The sequence below is a fragment of the Halohasta litorea genome (assembly GCF_024494645.1).
GTDB classification, from domain to species: domain Archaea; phylum Halobacteriota; class Halobacteria; order Halobacteriales; family Haloferacaceae; genus Halohasta; species Halohasta litorea.
This window is the reverse complement of the sequence record NZ_JANHDJ010000003.1, coordinates 24,786-40,441: the sequence shown is the minus strand read 5'-3', so window position 1 is coordinate 40,441 and position 15,656 is coordinate 24,786. Positions and strand designations below refer to the sequence as shown.

Sequence of the window (15,656 nt, the reverse complement as noted above, 5' to 3'; positions counted from 1 at the left end):
CGACAGATTGGAGCCGACGCTGTCGACAGCCCAGTTTTCCATATTTCATCCCCGTTTTCTCGTATGGTATGCTACACCAACCAACAACGTAATTGCCGGATACACAGCCGCTACTAGCCGTGTGAAGGCGACACAGGGGGAGATCGTTCCGCTACCCTTTTAGGCCCTGATTGGGAATCGAGGATACAGTCTAGTGACGAGGCACACCCGATGGACGGACTAACACTACTGGTTCCGTCGTCGGTCGTCCGCGAAGCCGAGGACAAACGCGAGGCAACTCGCAAACTCGGTTACGTCGCCCGTGCGGCGGCGGTGTTCCGGGCCGACCGACTCATCGTCTTCCCCGACCGGGAGGGCGAACGTCGGTGGGGCGAAGAGTTCGTCCGCGTTGTGCTGCAGTACGCCGCGACGCCCCCCTACCTCAAAGACGAGGTGTGGGGCAGACGCGACGAACTGCAGTTCGCGGGCATACTCCCTCCGCTCCGGGTTTCGTCACAGACGGTAGCCGATCCAGACGGATCGGTTACACACCAAGGAATCGTGACCAAGGTCGGATCTGAAGGCCGCGTTCGGGTCACTTGCGGACTGCAACACCCGATCTCGCTCATGGTGCCGCCGGAGATGGCGACACCCACTGAGGGGGAGCGCGTCACCGTCAGGATCTCTTCGAGAGAACCGGTCCGTGCACGCCTCGTCGACGAACCCACAGCGGGGTTCGACGTCGAATGCACGGACCTCTCGGCCGCCCTCAGCGACGAATCGAGGCTACGGATCGCCGCCTCCGAGTACGGGGAGCAACTCTCCCACGCTCGGCTCGGCGAACTCCTCCCGGATCTCCGGGCGGGGATGACCGTCGCCTTCGGTTCGCCCGGTAGAGGGCTGCCGGAAATACTCGGGGTTGAACCCGAGGCAGTCTCGGCCGCAGTCGCGGCAGACGAACACGTTGAATCCGATCCGGGATTCGACCGCTGGCTCAATACGATTCCGCGACAGGGCAGCGAGACGGTGCGAACGGAAGAAGCGATGTTCGCGTCGCTCGGCTGTCTCACGCTCACGGAGTAACACAATGCCACAACCAAGCAGACCACGCAAAGGCTCGCTGGGCTACGGCCCGCGGAAGCGTGCAACCGACGAGGTTCCACGCATTCGCTCGTGGCCAGACGACGACGGAGCAGCGGCTCCACAGGGCTTTGCCGGCTACAAAGCAGGCATGACCCACGTTGTCATGGTCAACGACGAGGCAGACTCGCCGCGTGAAGGAATGGAAGAGTCCGTTCCTGTCACGGTCGTCGAGGTTCCGCCAATGCGGGCGGTTTCCCTCCGAGCCTACCAAGACACGCCGTACGGACAGAAGCCGGTCACCGAGGTTTGGGCCACCGAGTTCCACGAGGATCTCGACCGCGCCCTCGACCTCCCGGCCGAAGACACCTTCGAGGAGGACTCGGAGGCCCTTCGAGCGCTCATCGACGACGGTGAGGTAGACGACCTGCGTCTGATCACCCACACCGTCCCCGGCGAGAACTCGAACATCCCGAAGAAGAAGCCCGACATCATGGAGACACGCGTCGGCGGCGGCTCGCTTGACGACCGCGCCGATTTCGCGCTCGAACTCCTCGAAGACGGCGGCGAACACAGTTTCGGCGACGTCTTCCGCGCTGGCGAGTACGCCGACGCATCGGGCATCACGAAGGGGAAAGGAACACAGGGTCCCGTCAAGCGATGGGGCGTCCAGAAACGGAAGGGCAAACACGCCCGGCAGGGATGGCGCCGACGGATCGGCAACCTCGGTCCGTGGAACCCATCCCGGGTCCGTTCGACCGTTCCCCAGCAAGGACAGACCGGCTACCACCAGCGAACCGAACTCAACAAACGTATCATCTCGATCGGCGAGGGCGACGACGCTTCCGTCGACGGCGGCTTCGTCGATTACGGCGAGGTCGACGGTGACTACGTCCTTATCAAGGGTTCGCTGCCGGGGCCGAACAAACGGCTGCTGCGGTTCCGCCCGGCCATCCGGCCGAACGACCAGCCGCGCCTCGATCCCGAGGTTCGGCACGTCTCAACCGCATCCAATCAGGGCTAACTATGCAGGCAACAGTACGCGACCTGAACGGTGACGACGCGGGCTCGATCGACCTCCCCGAGGTCTTCGAGACCCATTTCCGCCCGGATCTGATCCAGCGGGCCGTCGTCGCCGCCCAGGCAAACCGGAAACAGGCCTACGGTGCAGACGAGTTCGCCGGACTGCGAACCCCCGCCGAGTCGCTCGGGAGCGGCCGCGGGATGTCCCACGACCCACGACAGGACGGCGTCGTTCGACGCGTTCCTCACGCAGTCAGTGGTCGGAAGGCACACCCACCGAAGGCCGACAAGGACCAGGGCAAGACGATCAACCGCAAAGAGCGCCAGCTCGCGACCCGCTCGGCGCTCGCCGCAACCGTCGACACCGAGCGCGTCGCCGACCGCGGCCACCAGTTCGATGAGGACCTCGAACTCCCGCTCGTCGTGAGCGACGAGTTCGAAGACCTCGTCAAAACCCAGGAAGTCGTCTCGCTGCTCGAGGAACTCGGCGTCGCCGAGGACATCGAGCGCGCCGACGAGGGCAAGAAAGTACGCGCCGGACGCGGGACGACCCGTGGCCGGAAGTACCAGGAGCCCAAATCGATCCTCTTCGTGACGAGCGGCGAGCCATCGAAGGCCGCCCGCAACCTCGCGGGAGCCGACGTGGCAACCGCCAGCGAAGTCAACGTCGAGGATCTCGCACCCGGCACCCACGCCGGTCGACTCACGCTCTTCACCGAGAGCGCAATCGAGGAGGTGGCCGACCGATGAGCTCGATTCTTCACCACCCGCTTGTGACCGAGAAGGCGATGAACGAGATGGACTTCGACAACAAGTTGCTCTTCATCACCGACATCGACGCCACCAAGCCGGAGATCGCCGACGAAGTCGAAGAGCGCTACGACGTGACCGTGACGAACATCACGACGCAGATCACGCCGAAAGCAAAAAAGAAGGCGACACTCAGCCTCAGCGACGACGACGACGCGACTGAGGTCGCCTCACGGATCGGGGTGTTCTAAGATGGGACGACGAATTCAGGGACAACGACGCGGTCGTGGTGGCCCGACGTTCCGGGCCCCCTCCCACCGCTACAAAGCAGAGCTCTCGCACAAGAAAAGCGAAGACCACGACACCATCACCGGCGAGGTCGTCGGCATCGAGCACGACCCTGCACGGAGTGCGCCACTCGCGGACGTGGAGTTCGAAGACGACGACCGTCGACTCATCCTCGCCCCCGAGGGTATCACGGTCGGCGAGACGATTCAGGTCGGTGTCTCCGCGGAGATCAAACCTGGCAACACGCTACCGCTGGGCGAGATCCCCGAGGGTGTGCCGGTCTGTAACGTCGAAAGCTCGCCGGGCGACGGCGGGAAGTTCGCCCGCTCGACGGGCGTTTCGGCGCAGCTGATGACTCACGACCGCAACATCGCGGTCGTCCAGCTGCCGAGCGGCGAGGTCAAACGGCTCAACCCCGAGTGTCGCGCCACGATCGGCGTCGTCGCTGGCGGTGGCCGGACCGAAAAGCCGTTCGTCAAAGCAGGCAACAAGTACCACAAGATGAAAGCACGCGGAACCAAGTACCCGCGTGTCCGTGGGGTTGCTATGAACGCGATCGACCACCCGTTCGGTGGCGGTGGCCGACAGCACCCCGGCAAGCCGAAGTCCGTCTCGCGGGACGCACCGCCGGGCCGCAAGGTCGGCGACATCGCCTCGAAGCGAACCGGACGCGGCGGCAAAGGAGGACGTGACTAATGAGTAGTACAGAGTACCGAACTGGCCGTGAGGGCGAGTTCACATACCGCGGTTACGATCTCGACGAGCTCCAGGACATGGAGCTCGACGAGGTGGCAGAACTGCTCCCCGCTCGACAGCGGCGAACCATTCTCCGTGGTCTCTCCGAGGAACACCAGAAACTCCTCGACAAAGCCGACGGTAAAGGCGAAGAGGAGACGGCCAACAATCCGATCCGAACCCACCTGCGGGATATGCCGATCCTGCCGGAGTTCGTCGGACTGACGTTCGCCGTCTACACGGGCCAGAGCTTCGAGCGCGTCGAGATCGAACCCGAGATGATCGGGCACTACCTCGGCGAGTTCCAGCTCACCCGTAACTCGGTCGAACACGGACAGGCCGGGATTGGCGCGACCCGTTCATCGAAGTTCGTGCCCCTCAAGTGAAATCATGGGAATCAACTACAGCGTCGAGGCCGATCCCGACACCACCGCGAAAGCGATGCTTCGGGAGCGGCCCATCAGCCTGAAGCACAGCAAGGCCATCTCGAAGGCCATCAAGGGCAAGACCGTCGCGGAGGCCGAAGCCTACCTCGACGACGTCATCGACGGCGAGCAGTCGGTGCCCTTCAAACAGCACAACACCGGCGTCGGCCACCGCTCGGATATCGACGGCTGGGATGCCGGACGCTACCCGAACAAGGCCTCGAAGGACTTCAAGAAGCTCCTCGAAAACGCCCGGAACAACGGGGACAACCAGGGCTTCGACGGCGAAGCGATGGTGATCAAACACGTCGCCCCCCACAAGGTGGGCGAACGGCCCGGCCGAAAGCCCCGTGCGTTCGGTCGTGCCAGCTCGTGGAACACCACGCTCTGTGACGTCGAGATCATCCTCGAAGATCCGGAGGCGACCCAATAATGGCAGACGAACACCAGTTCATCGAAAACGGCCTGCAGCGCGCCCAGATCGACGAGTTCTTCGGCGACGAGCTCGGTCGCGCAGGCTACGGCGGCATGGATATCGCCAAGACCCCGATGGGAACCCAGATCGTCCTCAAGGCCGAAAAGCCCGGGATGGTCATCGGGAAAGGCGGAAAGAACATTCGGAAGATCACCACCGAACTCACCGAACGGTTCGGGATGGAAGATCCACAGATCGACGTCCAGGAGGTCGAGGAGCCGGACCTCAACGCCCGGATCGTCGCCGACCGACTGGCCAACGCACTCGAACGTGGCTGGTACTTCCGCAAAGCGGGACACACCACCATCGACCGCATCATGGACGCAGGCGCACTCGGCGCCGAAATCGTCCTCAGCGGCAAGGTGACGGGTGCCCGCTCGCGAGTTGAAAAATTCAACCGCGGCTACATCAAGCACAACGGTGAACCCGCCCAGAGCGTTGTCGACGAGGGTCAGGGTGTCGCCGTGATGAAGCTCGGAACCATCGGCGTCACCGTCAAGATCATCCCGCCGGGAGCCACCCTCCCCGACGACTTCGAAATCCACGACGATGTGGATGTCGAGGACGTCGAGCAGGCCGACGACGGCGAGAGCGTCGAATCGCTGCTCGAAGGCGAGCCCGAGGAAGTGCCGGACGTCTCCGAGGACAGCGAGGCGGTCGACGAGGACGTCGAAGTCCCCGACGAGGACCCAGCGGAGGTCATCGACGAGGAGATCGTCGAGGAAGTCATCGACGAGTCCGGCGAGGAGCCGGTCGCGACCGGCGACGCTGTCGAGGAGCCAACCGACGACGAAGAGGACCTCGACGAGGATGTCGCCGAAGAGGCCGCCGATCTCGTCGCCGAGATGGAAGACGACGAAGACGATGCGGACAAAGAGGAGGGCGAATAGATGGCGATCCTTCACGTCGAAGAGATGCGCGATATGACGCCCGCAGAGCGCGAGGTCGAGCTCGAAGAGCTCGAAACCGAGCTGCTCAACCTCAAAGCACTCCAGGCCGCCGGTGGCGTCCCGGAGAACCCCAGCGAGCTCAAAGAGCTGCGCCGGACCATCGCTCGTCTGAAAACGGTTCAGACCGAAGAGGGCGACCTCGAAGCCGACGAAGAGTAAGTATGCCACGCACGCCCGAGACACTCACACGACACGAACTCATCGGCTTACCCGTACGGGTGGTCGAAGCCGCCAGTGCCGACTTCGTCGGTATTGCCGGTCGCATCGTCGGCGAGACGATGAACACACTTGTCGTGTCAACAGACTCGGGCGAAAAGCGCGTGCCGAAAGCGGAGTCGACCTTCGAGATCGCAGTTAGCGAGGAATCGATTGACAACCAAGGTGCAGGCGTGCACACAAATGAAGCCGCCGAGGTCCCGGCAGGAGATCATCCTGCCGGGGACTCCCAAGCGGGAGGCCGGAAGGACTCGGGGTCTTCGTCCAAACTCGGGGAGGAAACTGCGGGGGTACGCCCCTGTAAGTCTTCGCCGTCGGAATGTTCCGTAAACCCTCTGGGTGGATGCCAGGGCGGAGTCTACGTTACGGTGGATGGCAGCCGTCTACTCTCGCGGCCTGCAGAACGAACTGAACGCACAGGAGATTCGAAATGGCGATAGGACTTGACGTACCTATGCCTCCGGAACCACAGAACCCGGAGGCCTACGACTACGAGAAGTGTCCGTTTTACGGACAGCTACCCGTTCGAGGACAGACCCGCAGTGGGACTGTCGTCTCGACGGATATGGCAAAGACCGTCATCGTCGAGCAGGAGTACGACGTGTTCGTGCCCAAATACGACCGGTATATGAAACGCCGGTCCCGTATTCCAGCGCACGTACCCGGCGTCCTCGATGAGCTCGATGAAGGTGACGAAGTGAAGATCGCGGAGACCCGACCGCTCTCGAAGACGAAATCCCACGTTGTCGTCGAGAAGCTTGGAGGCGATGCCTGATGGAGGCCCTCAAAGCCGACGTGACACAGGGACTCGAGAAGGGCTCGCTGATCACGTGTGCCGACAACACCGGCGCGCGTGAACTCCGAGTCATCAGCGTGGCGGGCTACTCCGGTACGAAGAACCGACACCCCAAAGCCGGTATCGGCGACAAGGTGACCGTCTCGGTCACCAAAGGGACGCCGGAAATGCGACGGCAGGTCCTGGAGGCAGTTATTGTCCGCCAGCGCAAGCCGATCCGCCGACCGGACGGGATTCGCGTGAAATTCGAGGATAACGCCGCCGTTCTCATCGACGAGAACGAGGAGCCTCGCGGGACCGACATCAAGGGCCCGATCGCACGCGAAGTCGCCGAACGCTTCGGGAGTATCGCGTCCACAGCGACGATGATCGTATAGAATGACACGACAACCACACAAACAGCGAAATTCCGCTGCGAACGCGTCGCTCCACGAGCGACACGAGCAGGTCAAAGCGCCGCTGTCGCCCGAACTCCGCGAGGAGTACGACCAGCGGAGCGTCCGCGTCAACGCGGGCGACACCGTCGTCGTCCAGCGTGGCGATCACGCCGGAAGCGAGGGCGAAGTCATGAAGGTCGACCTCAAGAAGGCCGAGATCCACGTCGAGGAAGTCACCGTCGAGAAGTCCGACGGTGAGGAAGTGCCTCGACCGCTTCAAGCCAGCAACGTCCAGGTGACCGAGCTGGATCTCGACGACCCACGGCGTGAGGCCCGACTCAGCAGCGAGGAGGACAACGAATGAGCAACCACCAGAAACGACTCTCGGTACCGAACTCGTGGCCGGTCGAACGGAAGACCGAAACCTACACCGTGAAAGCGGGCGCGGGCCCCCACGGTGAGGCCGGTGTGCCCCTGCTCGTCCTACTGCGGGACGTGCTGGGCTACGTCGACTCGAAGAAGGAAGCACGCTACGCACTGAACCAGGGCTCGATTCTCGTCAACGGTGACGCGATCACCGACGAGAGCCGACCCATCGGGATGTTCGACATCATCGCGTTCACCGAACGCGAGGAGTACTACCGCGTCTTCCCCGACGAGGGTGGACGACTCGCACTGACGCCCATCGACGCGGAGTCGGCGGGCAGTCGGCTCGGCAAGATCGTCAACAAGGAGCAGGTCTCCGGCGGCGACTTCCAGCTGACGCTCCACGACGGAACGAACGTTCGCGTCGCGGACGCAAGCGAGTACTCGACCAGCGACTCGCTTGTCATCGACAACGAGTCGAAAGAGATCGTCGCCCACTTCGTCTACGAAGAGGGCGCACTCGTCACCGCCGTCGACGGCCAGCACGCTGGCCAGATCGGGACGGTCGACGAGATCGACGTCACGCTCGGTAGTGGCTCGAACACGGTCGCCGTCGAAGGCGACGACGATGGCTTCGAGACGGTCGAGAGCTACGTCGTTGTGATCGACGAGAACTTCACGGGTGATGACGAATGAGCGAGGCTGACGCCGAGTTCCACGAGATGCGCACACCAAGCATCGAGAAAGTCGTCGTCCACATGGCCGTCGGCGAAGGCGGTCGCGAGCTCCAGAACGCCCAGGAGATCCTCGAAGAGATCGCGGGTCAGGAGAGCGTCCAGACGCTCGCCAAACGGACGGTCGCGGAGTTCGACATCCGTGAGGGCGATCCGATCGGTGCGAAAACGACGCTTCGTGGCGACGACGCCCACGAGTTCCTGGAGACGGCCCTGCCGTTGACCGAACTCTCGACGTCGCAGTTCGACGACACCGGCAACTTCAGCTTCGGTGTCGCCGAACACACCGAGTTCCCGAGCCAGGAGTACGACCCGCAGATCGGTATCTACGGGCTCGATGTCACCGTGACGCTCGTCCGACCGGGCTACCGCGTCGCCAAACGCGACAAGGAGACCCGATCGATTCCGAGCGGCCACCAGATGACGCCCGACGATGCAGCCAACTACGTCGCGTCGACGTTCGACGTGGAGGTCACTGAATGAGCGAATCAGAAGAACAGACGTCCGGAGACAACGCGGAGCGGACGGGCCAGCAGCTGGTCTGTCGGCGCTGTGAGCGCGAACAGGGGCTTGTCGGCAAGTACGACATCAACCTCTGTCGGCAGTGCTTCCGCGAGGTCGCCCGAGACATGGGATTCAAGAAGTACAGCTAACCATGGCAGGCAACGACCCACTGTCCAGCGCACTCTCCGGCATCGACAACGCCGAAAGCGTTGGCCATCTCGATATTACGGTACAGCCCGCCTCGAACATCATCGGCTCGATCCTCGAGGTCTTCTACGACCGAGGATACATCGACGGCTTCGAATTCGTCGACGACGGCAAGGCCGGTCAGTTCGAGGTCGAACTCAAAGGCGCGATCAACGAATGTGGCATCGTCAAACCCCGCTACTCGGTTGGGGCAGACGGCTACGAGAAATGGGAGAAACGGTTCCTCCCGGCCCGTGACTACGGGTCGCTCATCGTCACAACGAGCCACGGCGTGATGAGCCACTACGAGGCCCGCGAGGCGGGCATCGGTGGCCAAGTGATCGCATACGTCTACTAACAATGACACGAACAGCAATCCAACTTCCGGACGACGTGTCCGCTACGGTAGACCACCTCGATCTCACCGTCGAGGGACCCGACGGCAGCGTCTCGCGCCGCCTCTGGTTCCCCGATGTCGATGTCAGCGTCGAAGACGACGAAGTCGTCATCGAAACTGACGTCGAGGACGCCAAGACCACCGCGACCGTTGGCACCTTCGAAAGCCACGTTCGCAACATGATCCACGGCGTCACCGAGGGCTGGGAGTACAAGATGGAGGTCCACTACGCTCACTTCCCGATGCAAGTGGCAGTCGAGGGCGACGAAGTCGTCATCGAGAACTTCCTCGGGGAGAAGGCCGACCGTCGGACCCCGATCCGTGGCGACACAGAGGTACAGGTCGACGGCGAAGAGGTCACGCTGACGGGCACCGACAAGGAGGCCGTCGGCCAGACCGCCGCCGACATCGAACAGCTCACCAAGGTCAACGACAAGGACACGCGCGTCTTCCAGGACGGCGTCTACATTGTCGAGAAGCCACAGGCAGGAGGTGCCTGAAATGGCAGACGAACCCCAAGAACTAGAGGACATCAGCGGTGTCGGCCCCTCGAAGGCCGACGCGCTCCGTGAGGCAGGCTACGAGTCGATCGAAGACGTCAAAGCCGCCAGTCAGGGCGAACTGAGCGAGGTCGACGGCATCGGAAACGCGCTCGCAGCGCGTGTCAAGGCCGGTGTCGGTGACCTCGAAGTCGCCGACGAAACCGAGGCCGAAGTCGAAGACGAGACGCCCGAAGAGGAACTCGACGAGGAAGCCGAAGAAGACGTCGAGACGAAACTCGTCGCCCGTGGGCACGCGGACAAGACCCCGGAGCTCGACGAGGAGACCGACGCGGCGCTCACCCAGAAGCAGCGCGAGGGCAAACCCGCCTTCAAGCGTCAGGACTACCACATGAAGAAACGGACGCCCGAGTCGTGGCGTGCCCCGCGTGGTGGACTGTCGAAACAGCGCCGCGGCTTCAAGAGCCGTGGGCCGAAGGTCGCCCCCGGCTTCCGATCGCCGAAAGCCGCCCGTGGGCTTCACCCCAGCGGCTTCGAGGAAGTTCGCGTCCACAACGCCGACGACCTCGACGACATCGATGGCGACACCCAAGCGGTGCGGATCGCCAGCAAGGTCGGCGGCCGTAAACGCGAGCGGATCGAGGAGATCTGCGAGGACGAGGAGATTCGCGTGCTGAACCCAACCTACATCGAAGTGGAGGTCGAGGACGATGAGTGATCTCGGTTCACAGAAACGACTCGCCGCCGACATCCTCGATGTCGGCGAGGGCCGCGTCTGGCTCGACCCCGAGGAACAGGAAGAGATCGCCGAGGCGATCACCCGCGAAGACATTCGCGAACTGGTCGACCAGGGGATCATCCGTGCGAAAGGCACGCAGAACAACTCCCGTGGCCGTGCCCGCGAGCGCAACGAGAAGCGCTCCTACGGCCACAAGAAGGGCCAAGGTACCCGCAAAGGGAAATCCGGGGCCCGCGAGTCGCGCAAAGACAGCTGGGTCTCGCGGATTCGAGCCCAGCGGAAGCGACTCAAGGAACTCCGCGAGAAGGGAACGATCGACCGGACGCAGTACCGCGAGCTGTACAACAAAGCCAGCGGTGGCGAGTTCGACAGCGTCGACCGGCTCGAAGCCTTCGTCCGAACCAACTACGGCATTGAGGTGAACGCATAATGGCAACTGGACCACGATACAACGTGCCGATGCGCCGCCGCCGTGAGGTCCGTACTGATTACCACCAGAGGTTGCGCCTGCTGAAATCCGGCAAGCCCCGTCTGGTCGCCCGGACGAGCAACAAACACGTCAGGGCGCAGCTGATCACCCCCGGACCCGACGGCGATATTACCCACGTTGCCGCCTCCAGCGAGGATCTCTCGGAGTACGGCTGGGACGCCCCCACGGGCAACATCCCCAGCGCGTACCTGACGGGCTACCTCCTTGGCAGCCGCGCGGTCGAAGCCGGTCTCTCCGAGGCCGTCCTCGACATCGGGCTGAACACGGCAACACCCGGTAACAAGGTGTTTTCGGTGCAGGAAGGAGCGATCGACGCGGGGCTCGAAATCCCCCACAACGACAGCGTGCTGGCCGACTGGTCGCGCAATCGCGGCGAACACATCGCCGACTACGCCGACCAGCTCGACGAGCCGCTGTACAGTGGAGATTTCGACGCCTCCGAACTACCTGAGCACTTCGACGACGTGCTCGCAGCGATTCAGGAGGACGAATGAGCCAACGAGATAACAACGGCTGGGAGCCGCGTACGCGGCTCGGCCGACAGGTACAGAGCGGCGACATCGCGTCGATGGAGCAGGCACTCGCCTCCGGACTCCCGCTGAAGGAGCCGGAGATCGTCGACCAACTCCTTCCGGGGCTGGAAGACGAGGTGCTCGACATCAACATGGTCCAGCGGATGACAGACTCGGGTCGCCGAGTCAAGTTCCGCTGTGTCTGTGTGGTCGGCAACCGCGACGGCTACCTCGGCTACGCCCAGGCCCGCGACGAGCAGGTCGGCGGCGCTATCCAGAAGGCCATCGACGTTGCAAAACTCAACATCATCAAGGTCGACCGCGGCTCGGGATCCTGGGAGGACTCCGCCGGTGGAGTCAACTCCCTGCTCCGAACCGCCGAAGGGAAGGCTGGCTCGGTCACCGTCCGCATCATGCCCGCCCCACAGGGGCTCGGGCTCGCGGCAGCCGAGACCGTCCGGAACATCCTGGAGCTCGCAGGCATCCAGGACGCTTGGACGAAGTCCGACGGCAACACCCGGACGACGGTCAACCTCGCGAAGGCGACCTACAACGCCCTGGAGAACGCCGCCCAGTCGCGGACTCCCCAGCGCGCCAAGGCCGTCCGGAAGGAGGCCAACGAATAATGCAGGCTCTCGTTCAACTCCGCGGCGAGGTCAACATGTCCCAGGACGTCCGTGACACGCTGCAGATGCTGAATCTGCACAGCGTCAACCACGTCACGTTCGTCCCGGAGACCGACACCTACCGCGGCATGATAACGAAGGTCAACGACTACGTTGCCTTCGGCGAACCGAGCGCCGAGACCGTGACCACGCTCATCGAGCGACGCGGCGAAGCCGAGGAAGGCGACGCCGACGTCGACGACGCGTGGGTTGCCGACAACACCGACTACGACGACATCGCCTCGCTCGCCGAGGCCCTCGTCGCAGAGGAGACGACGCTGCGCGAGCAGGGTCTCGCTCCGGTCGTTCGGCTCCACCCGCCGCGCGGTGGCCACGACGGCATCAAACACCCGGTCATCGAGGGTGGCCAGCTCGGCCGCCACGACACCGAGGATATCGATAGCCTCCTGGAGGCGATGCGATAATGGGATCCAAGAAACGCCGACAGCGCGGCTCCCGAACCCACAGCGGCGGCACCCACAAGAACCGGCGCGGAGCCGGACACCGTGGTGGCCGTGGCGCTGCGGGCCGCGACAAACACGAGTTCCACAACTACGAACCGCTCGGCAAACACGGCTTTACGCGTCCCGACTCGATCACGGATTCGGTCGAAGAGATCCGCATCCAGAAGATCGACGAGGACATCGCACTCTACGCTGACGACGGCACCGCCGAAAGCGACGGTGACGCCTACGTCATCGACGCCCGCGACGTTGTCGACGCCGGACACGATGTCGACGTCGTGAAGGTACTCGGCGGCGGCCAGGTTCGCAATGAACTGGTCGTCACCGCAGACGCCTTTACGGCGGGTGCGGTCGCTGGCATCGAGGAGGCAGGCGGCGACGCCGTCCTCTCGGAGCGAGCCGAGGAAGCCGAAGACGACGAAGCGGAAGACGTAAACGACGAGCGTTCAGACGAATCATAATATGAGTTGGAAGGAGGCCGCCGAACCGGTGCTGACGCGGATGCCCGTAGTCGCGCGGCCGGAGGGCCACGTTCCGTTCAAACGGAAACTGATGTGGACCGCCGGTGTGCTGGGTATCTACTTTTTCCTGACGAACATCGCGCTGTTCGGCCTCGGTGCCGAAGGCAGCGACATCTTCGGTCAGTTCCGGTCCATCCTCGCGGGTGGACAGGGATCGGTCCTGCAGGTCGGGATCGGACCGATCGTCACCGCATCGATCGTCCTGCAGCTGCTCGGCGGTGCAAACCTGCTGGGGCTGGATACGGACAACGATCCCCGCGATCAGGTGCTGTATCAGGGGCTCCAGAAGCTGCTTGTGGTCATCGTGACCGCGGCAACCGCCGCGCCAATGGTGTTTACGGGCAACTTCCTGCCCGCCAGCGGTGCAGTCGGTGAGGCCCTCGGTATCGGTACCGGTGGCGTGCAGCTGCTGATCTTCGCCCAGGTGTTCGTCGGCGGCATCCTGATCCTGTTCATGGACGAGATCGTGAGCAAATGGGGTGTCGGCTCCGGTGTCGGGCTGTTCATTATCGCCGGTGTGAGCCAACAGCTCATCGGCGGGATGATCAGCTGGTCGGCACTGGGCACCACCGGTTTCTTCGCGAGCTGGTATGGGATCGTCTTCGGCGGTACCGAACTCGGCGCGACGTTCACTGCCGAATGGTTCCAGCGGCTGCTGTTCGACCCCGGGAACCTGCTTGCGCTGGTGACCACGGTGCTGATCTTCGTGGTCGTCGTCTACGCCGAGTCGGTCCGGGTCGAGATCCCGCTCAGTCACTCCCGCGTTCGGGGTGCCCGTGGGCGATTCCCGGTGAAGCTCATCTACGCGAGCGTCCTGCCGATGATCCTCGTCCGTGCGCTGCAGGCGAACATCCAGTTCCTCGGCCAGATCATCTACAGCCAGATGGGCAATAACATGCCCTCGCTGCTCGGCGTCTACGCCGACAGCCAGCCCGTCGACGGGCTGTTCTACTATCTGGCACCGATCCAGGCACGCTCAGATTGGATGTGGTTCCTCGGGCTGACGCCGCCGGAGATCGCCCCGTGGCAGATCGGCCTGCGTGTCGCCATCGACCTGATCTTCATGCTGGTCGGCGGCGCGATCTTCGCCATCTTCTGGGTCGAAACCACCGGCATGGGGCCGGAGGCGACCGCCAAGCAGATCCAGAACTCGGGGATGCAGATCCCCGGCTTCCGGCGGAACCCACAAGTAGTTGAAAAGGTCATGGAGCGCTACATCCCACAGGTGACTGTGATTGGTGGCGCGCTCGTTGGCCTGCTCGCCGTGATGGCAAACATGCTCGGCACCATCGGCAACGTCTCCGGAACCGGCCTGCTGCTGACGGTCTCCATTACGTACAAGCTGTACGAGGAGATCGCCGAAGAGCAGATGATGGAGATGCATCCGATGATGCGGCAGATGTTCGGCGACGAGTAGCTGCTTCTGCGGTTTTTATTTATTTCATCGCCTCACAGCAGCGGCCACGGATCGTCGACAGCAAAGCTGTCGATCCGTTCGGTGATCCTTCCGACAACAGCAACCAAACGCCAAAAGAACACGGGTTAAGTGTGTTCGTACCCAACAAGAGTCCATGTCGGAACCAACCGATCTCGGGACGCTGCGGCGCGGCACCGAGTTGGTGAAACGCGGCTTTGCACAGATGCAGAAGGGCGGCGTCATCATGGATGTCGTCAACGCCGAACAGGCGCGGATCGCCGAGGATGCCGGTGCTGTCGCCGTGATGGCACTCGAAGCCGTCCCGGCGGACATCCGCAAACGCGGCGGTGTCGCCCGGATGCCCGACCCCTCGAACGTCACCGAGATCATCGACGAAGTGTCGATCCCCGTTATGGGGAAATCCAGGATCGGCCACCACACCGAGGCCCAGATCCTCGAAGCCCTCGGCGTCGATATGATCGACGAGTCGGAGGTCCTCACGCCCGCCGACGACGAGTACCACATCGATAAACGCGACTTTACCTCGCCGTTCGTCTGTGGGGCCCGGAACCTCCCCGAGGCGTTGCGACGCATCCACGAGGGCGCGGCGATGATCCGCACCAAGGGTGAGGCTGGCACGGGCGACGTGAATCAGGCCGTCCAACACCAGCGGACGATGATGAACCAGATCCGGACCATCGAAGGCCTCGACCACGAGGAGCGTGAGAAGTGGGCCCGCGAACACGGCGCACCCCGCGAACTCGTCCACGAAACCGCCGAGATGGGTCGACTCCCCGTAGTCAACTTCGCCGCCGGTGGGATCGCAACACCAGCCGACGCCGCGTTGATGATGCACCACGACTGTGACGGCATCTTCGTTGGCTCCGGAATCTTCGGAGCCGAGGAGCCAGAACAGATGGGCAACGCCATCGTCGAGGCGGTCAACAACTGGGACGACCCCGACCGACTCGCCGAGATTGCCACCCAGGCTGGCGGCGGGATGAAGGGCCAGTCGAACGATTCGATTCCGGACGACGAGCGACTGCAGGGCCGCGGCGTCTAACGAC

General features: G+C 63.3%; 26 protein-coding genes. All 26 read left to right on the top strand.

From position 1 onward, the window contains the following. Window positions 1-210 precede the first annotated feature (210 nt). The 26 genes from NO877_RS08525 (at window position 211) to pdxS (ending at window position 15,652) form a co-directional block, all read left to right on the top strand. Window positions 211-1,062, top strand: a complete 852-nt coding sequence (locus NO877_RS08525; protein ID WP_256395910.1) for a putative RNA uridine N3 methyltransferase — start codon at window positions 211-213, stop codon at window positions 1,060-1,062. Window positions 1,063-1,066: 4 nt separating this feature from the next. Further along, window positions 1,067-2,083 carry a 50S ribosomal protein L3 gene (locus NO877_RS08520; RefSeq protein WP_256395909.1) on the top strand — a complete coding sequence of 339 codons (1,017 nt, stop codon included), beginning with the start codon at window positions 1,067-1,069 and terminating at the stop codon, window positions 2,081-2,083. Window positions 2,084-2,085: 2 nt separating this feature from the next. Beyond that, window positions 2,086-2,832: a 50S ribosomal protein L4 gene (gene rpl4p / locus NO877_RS08515; protein WP_256395908.1), complete on the top strand. Its 747-nt coding sequence runs from the start codon at window positions 2,086-2,088 to the stop codon at window positions 2,830-2,832. Continuing rightward, entirely contained in the window at window positions 2,829-3,083 is a 255-nt protein-coding gene (locus NO877_RS08510) for a 50S ribosomal protein L23 (RefSeq protein ID WP_256395907.1), read from the top strand. The genes rpl4p and NO877_RS08510 overlap by 4 nt, the downstream gene beginning before the upstream one ends. A gap of 1 nt (window position 3,084) precedes the next feature. Continuing rightward, window positions 3,085-3,816 carry a 50S ribosomal protein L2 gene (locus NO877_RS08505; protein WP_256395906.1) on the top strand — a complete coding sequence of 244 codons (732 nt, stop codon included), beginning with the start codon at window positions 3,085-3,087 and terminating at the stop codon, window positions 3,814-3,816. Beyond that, window positions 3,816-4,241, top strand: a complete 426-nt coding sequence (locus NO877_RS08500; protein ID WP_256395905.1) for a 30S ribosomal protein S19 — start codon at window positions 3,816-3,818, stop codon at window positions 4,239-4,241. The genes NO877_RS08505 and NO877_RS08500 overlap by 1 nt, the downstream gene beginning before the upstream one ends. Window positions 4,242-4,245: 4 nt before the next feature. Further along, a complete protein-coding gene (locus NO877_RS08495; RefSeq protein ID WP_256395904.1) occupies window positions 4,246-4,713 on the top strand; it encodes a 50S ribosomal protein L22 in 468 nt (155 codons plus the stop codon). Continuing rightward, window positions 4,713-5,645 (top strand): 30S ribosomal protein S3, encoded by a 933-nt coding sequence (locus tag NO877_RS08490; RefSeq protein WP_256395903.1) that lies wholly within the window; start codon window positions 4,713-4,715, stop codon window positions 5,643-5,645. Before NO877_RS08495 ends, NO877_RS08490 begins: the two co-directional genes overlap by 1 nt. Then, window positions 5,646-5,864, top strand: coding sequence for a 50S ribosomal protein L29 (gene rpmC / locus NO877_RS08485; RefSeq protein ID WP_256395902.1), 219 nt, complete (start codon window positions 5,646-5,648; stop codon window positions 5,862-5,864). A 2-nt stretch (window positions 5,865-5,866) separates the two neighbouring features. Further along, window positions 5,867-6,361 (top strand): ribonuclease P protein component 1, encoded by a 495-nt coding sequence (locus tag NO877_RS08480; protein WP_256395901.1) that lies wholly within the window; start codon window positions 5,867-5,869, stop codon window positions 6,359-6,361. After that, window positions 6,352-6,696, top strand: a complete 345-nt coding sequence (locus tag NO877_RS08475) for a 30S ribosomal protein S17 (protein WP_256395900.1) — start codon at window positions 6,352-6,354, stop codon at window positions 6,694-6,696. Before NO877_RS08480 ends, NO877_RS08475 begins: the two co-directional genes overlap by 10 nt. Next, window positions 6,696-7,094 carry a 50S ribosomal protein L14 gene (locus NO877_RS08470; RefSeq protein ID WP_256395899.1) on the top strand — a complete coding sequence of 133 codons (399 nt, stop codon included), beginning with the start codon at window positions 6,696-6,698 and terminating at the stop codon, window positions 7,092-7,094. The genes NO877_RS08475 and NO877_RS08470 overlap by 1 nt, the downstream gene beginning before the upstream one ends. Window position 7,095: 1 nt before the next feature. Then, window positions 7,096-7,458, top strand: a complete 363-nt coding sequence (gene rplX, locus NO877_RS08465) for a 50S ribosomal protein L24 (protein WP_256395898.1) — start codon at window positions 7,096-7,098, stop codon at window positions 7,456-7,458. Further along, window positions 7,455-8,156, top strand: coding sequence for a 30S ribosomal protein S4e (locus NO877_RS08460; protein ID WP_256395897.1), 702 nt, complete (start codon window positions 7,455-7,457; stop codon window positions 8,154-8,156). Before rplX ends, NO877_RS08460 begins: the two co-directional genes overlap by 4 nt. Further along, window positions 8,153-8,677 carry a 50S ribosomal protein L5 gene (locus tag NO877_RS08455; RefSeq protein WP_256395896.1) on the top strand — a complete coding sequence of 175 codons (525 nt, stop codon included), beginning with the start codon at window positions 8,153-8,155 and terminating at the stop codon, window positions 8,675-8,677. The genes NO877_RS08460 and NO877_RS08455 overlap by 4 nt, the downstream gene beginning before the upstream one ends. After that, window positions 8,674-8,847 (top strand): 30S ribosomal protein S14, encoded by a 174-nt coding sequence (locus NO877_RS08450; RefSeq protein ID WP_256395895.1) that lies wholly within the window; start codon window positions 8,674-8,676, stop codon window positions 8,845-8,847. Before NO877_RS08455 ends, NO877_RS08450 begins: the two co-directional genes overlap by 4 nt. 2 nt (window positions 8,848-8,849) lie before the next feature. Next, window positions 8,850-9,242 carry a 30S ribosomal protein S8 gene (locus NO877_RS08445; protein WP_256395894.1) on the top strand — a complete coding sequence of 131 codons (393 nt, stop codon included), beginning with the start codon at window positions 8,850-8,852 and terminating at the stop codon, window positions 9,240-9,242. 2 nt (window positions 9,243-9,244) lie between these two features. Beyond that, window positions 9,245-9,781: a 50S ribosomal protein L6 gene (locus NO877_RS08440; protein ID WP_256395893.1), complete on the top strand. Its 537-nt coding sequence runs from the start codon at window positions 9,245-9,247 to the stop codon at window positions 9,779-9,781. 1 nt (window position 9,782) lies between these two features. Beyond that, window positions 9,783-10,499: a 50S ribosomal protein L32e gene (locus NO877_RS08435; protein ID WP_256395892.1), complete on the top strand. Its 717-nt coding sequence runs from the start codon at window positions 9,783-9,785 to the stop codon at window positions 10,497-10,499. Next, the gene (locus tag NO877_RS08430) at window positions 10,492-10,950 is read left to right on the top strand and encodes a 50S ribosomal protein L19e (RefSeq protein WP_256395891.1); all 459 of its coding nucleotides are present in this window, start codon (window positions 10,492-10,494) and stop codon (window positions 10,948-10,950) included. Before NO877_RS08435 ends, NO877_RS08430 begins: the two co-directional genes overlap by 8 nt. Next, window positions 10,950-11,504: a 50S ribosomal protein L18 gene (locus tag NO877_RS08425; protein WP_256395890.1), complete on the top strand. Its 555-nt coding sequence runs from the start codon at window positions 10,950-10,952 to the stop codon at window positions 11,502-11,504. The genes NO877_RS08430 and NO877_RS08425 overlap by 1 nt, the downstream gene beginning before the upstream one ends. After that, window positions 11,501-12,148 (top strand): 30S ribosomal protein S5, encoded by a 648-nt coding sequence (locus NO877_RS08420; RefSeq protein ID WP_256395889.1) that lies wholly within the window; start codon window positions 11,501-11,503, stop codon window positions 12,146-12,148. The genes NO877_RS08425 and NO877_RS08420 overlap by 4 nt, the downstream gene beginning before the upstream one ends. Beyond that, window positions 12,148-12,612 (top strand): 50S ribosomal protein L30, encoded by a 465-nt coding sequence (gene rpmD / locus NO877_RS08415; RefSeq protein WP_256395888.1) that lies wholly within the window; start codon window positions 12,148-12,150, stop codon window positions 12,610-12,612. The genes NO877_RS08420 and rpmD overlap by 1 nt, the downstream gene beginning before the upstream one ends. Beyond that, complete coding sequence (locus NO877_RS08410; protein WP_256395887.1) at window positions 12,612-13,112, top strand: uL15m family ribosomal protein; 501 nt, start codon at window positions 12,612-12,614, stop codon at window positions 13,110-13,112. The genes rpmD and NO877_RS08410 overlap by 1 nt, the downstream gene beginning before the upstream one ends. Window position 13,113: 1 nt before the next feature. Next, window positions 13,114-14,589 (top strand): preprotein translocase subunit SecY, encoded by a 1,476-nt coding sequence (secY, locus tag NO877_RS08405; protein ID WP_256395886.1) that lies wholly within the window; start codon window positions 13,114-13,116, stop codon window positions 14,587-14,589. Between the two features lie 154 nt (window positions 14,590-14,743). Next, window positions 14,744-15,652 (top strand): pyridoxal 5'-phosphate synthase lyase subunit PdxS, encoded by a 909-nt coding sequence (gene pdxS, locus NO877_RS08400; protein WP_256395885.1) that lies wholly within the window; start codon window positions 14,744-14,746, stop codon window positions 15,650-15,652. Window positions 15,653-15,656 lie beyond the last annotated feature (4 nt).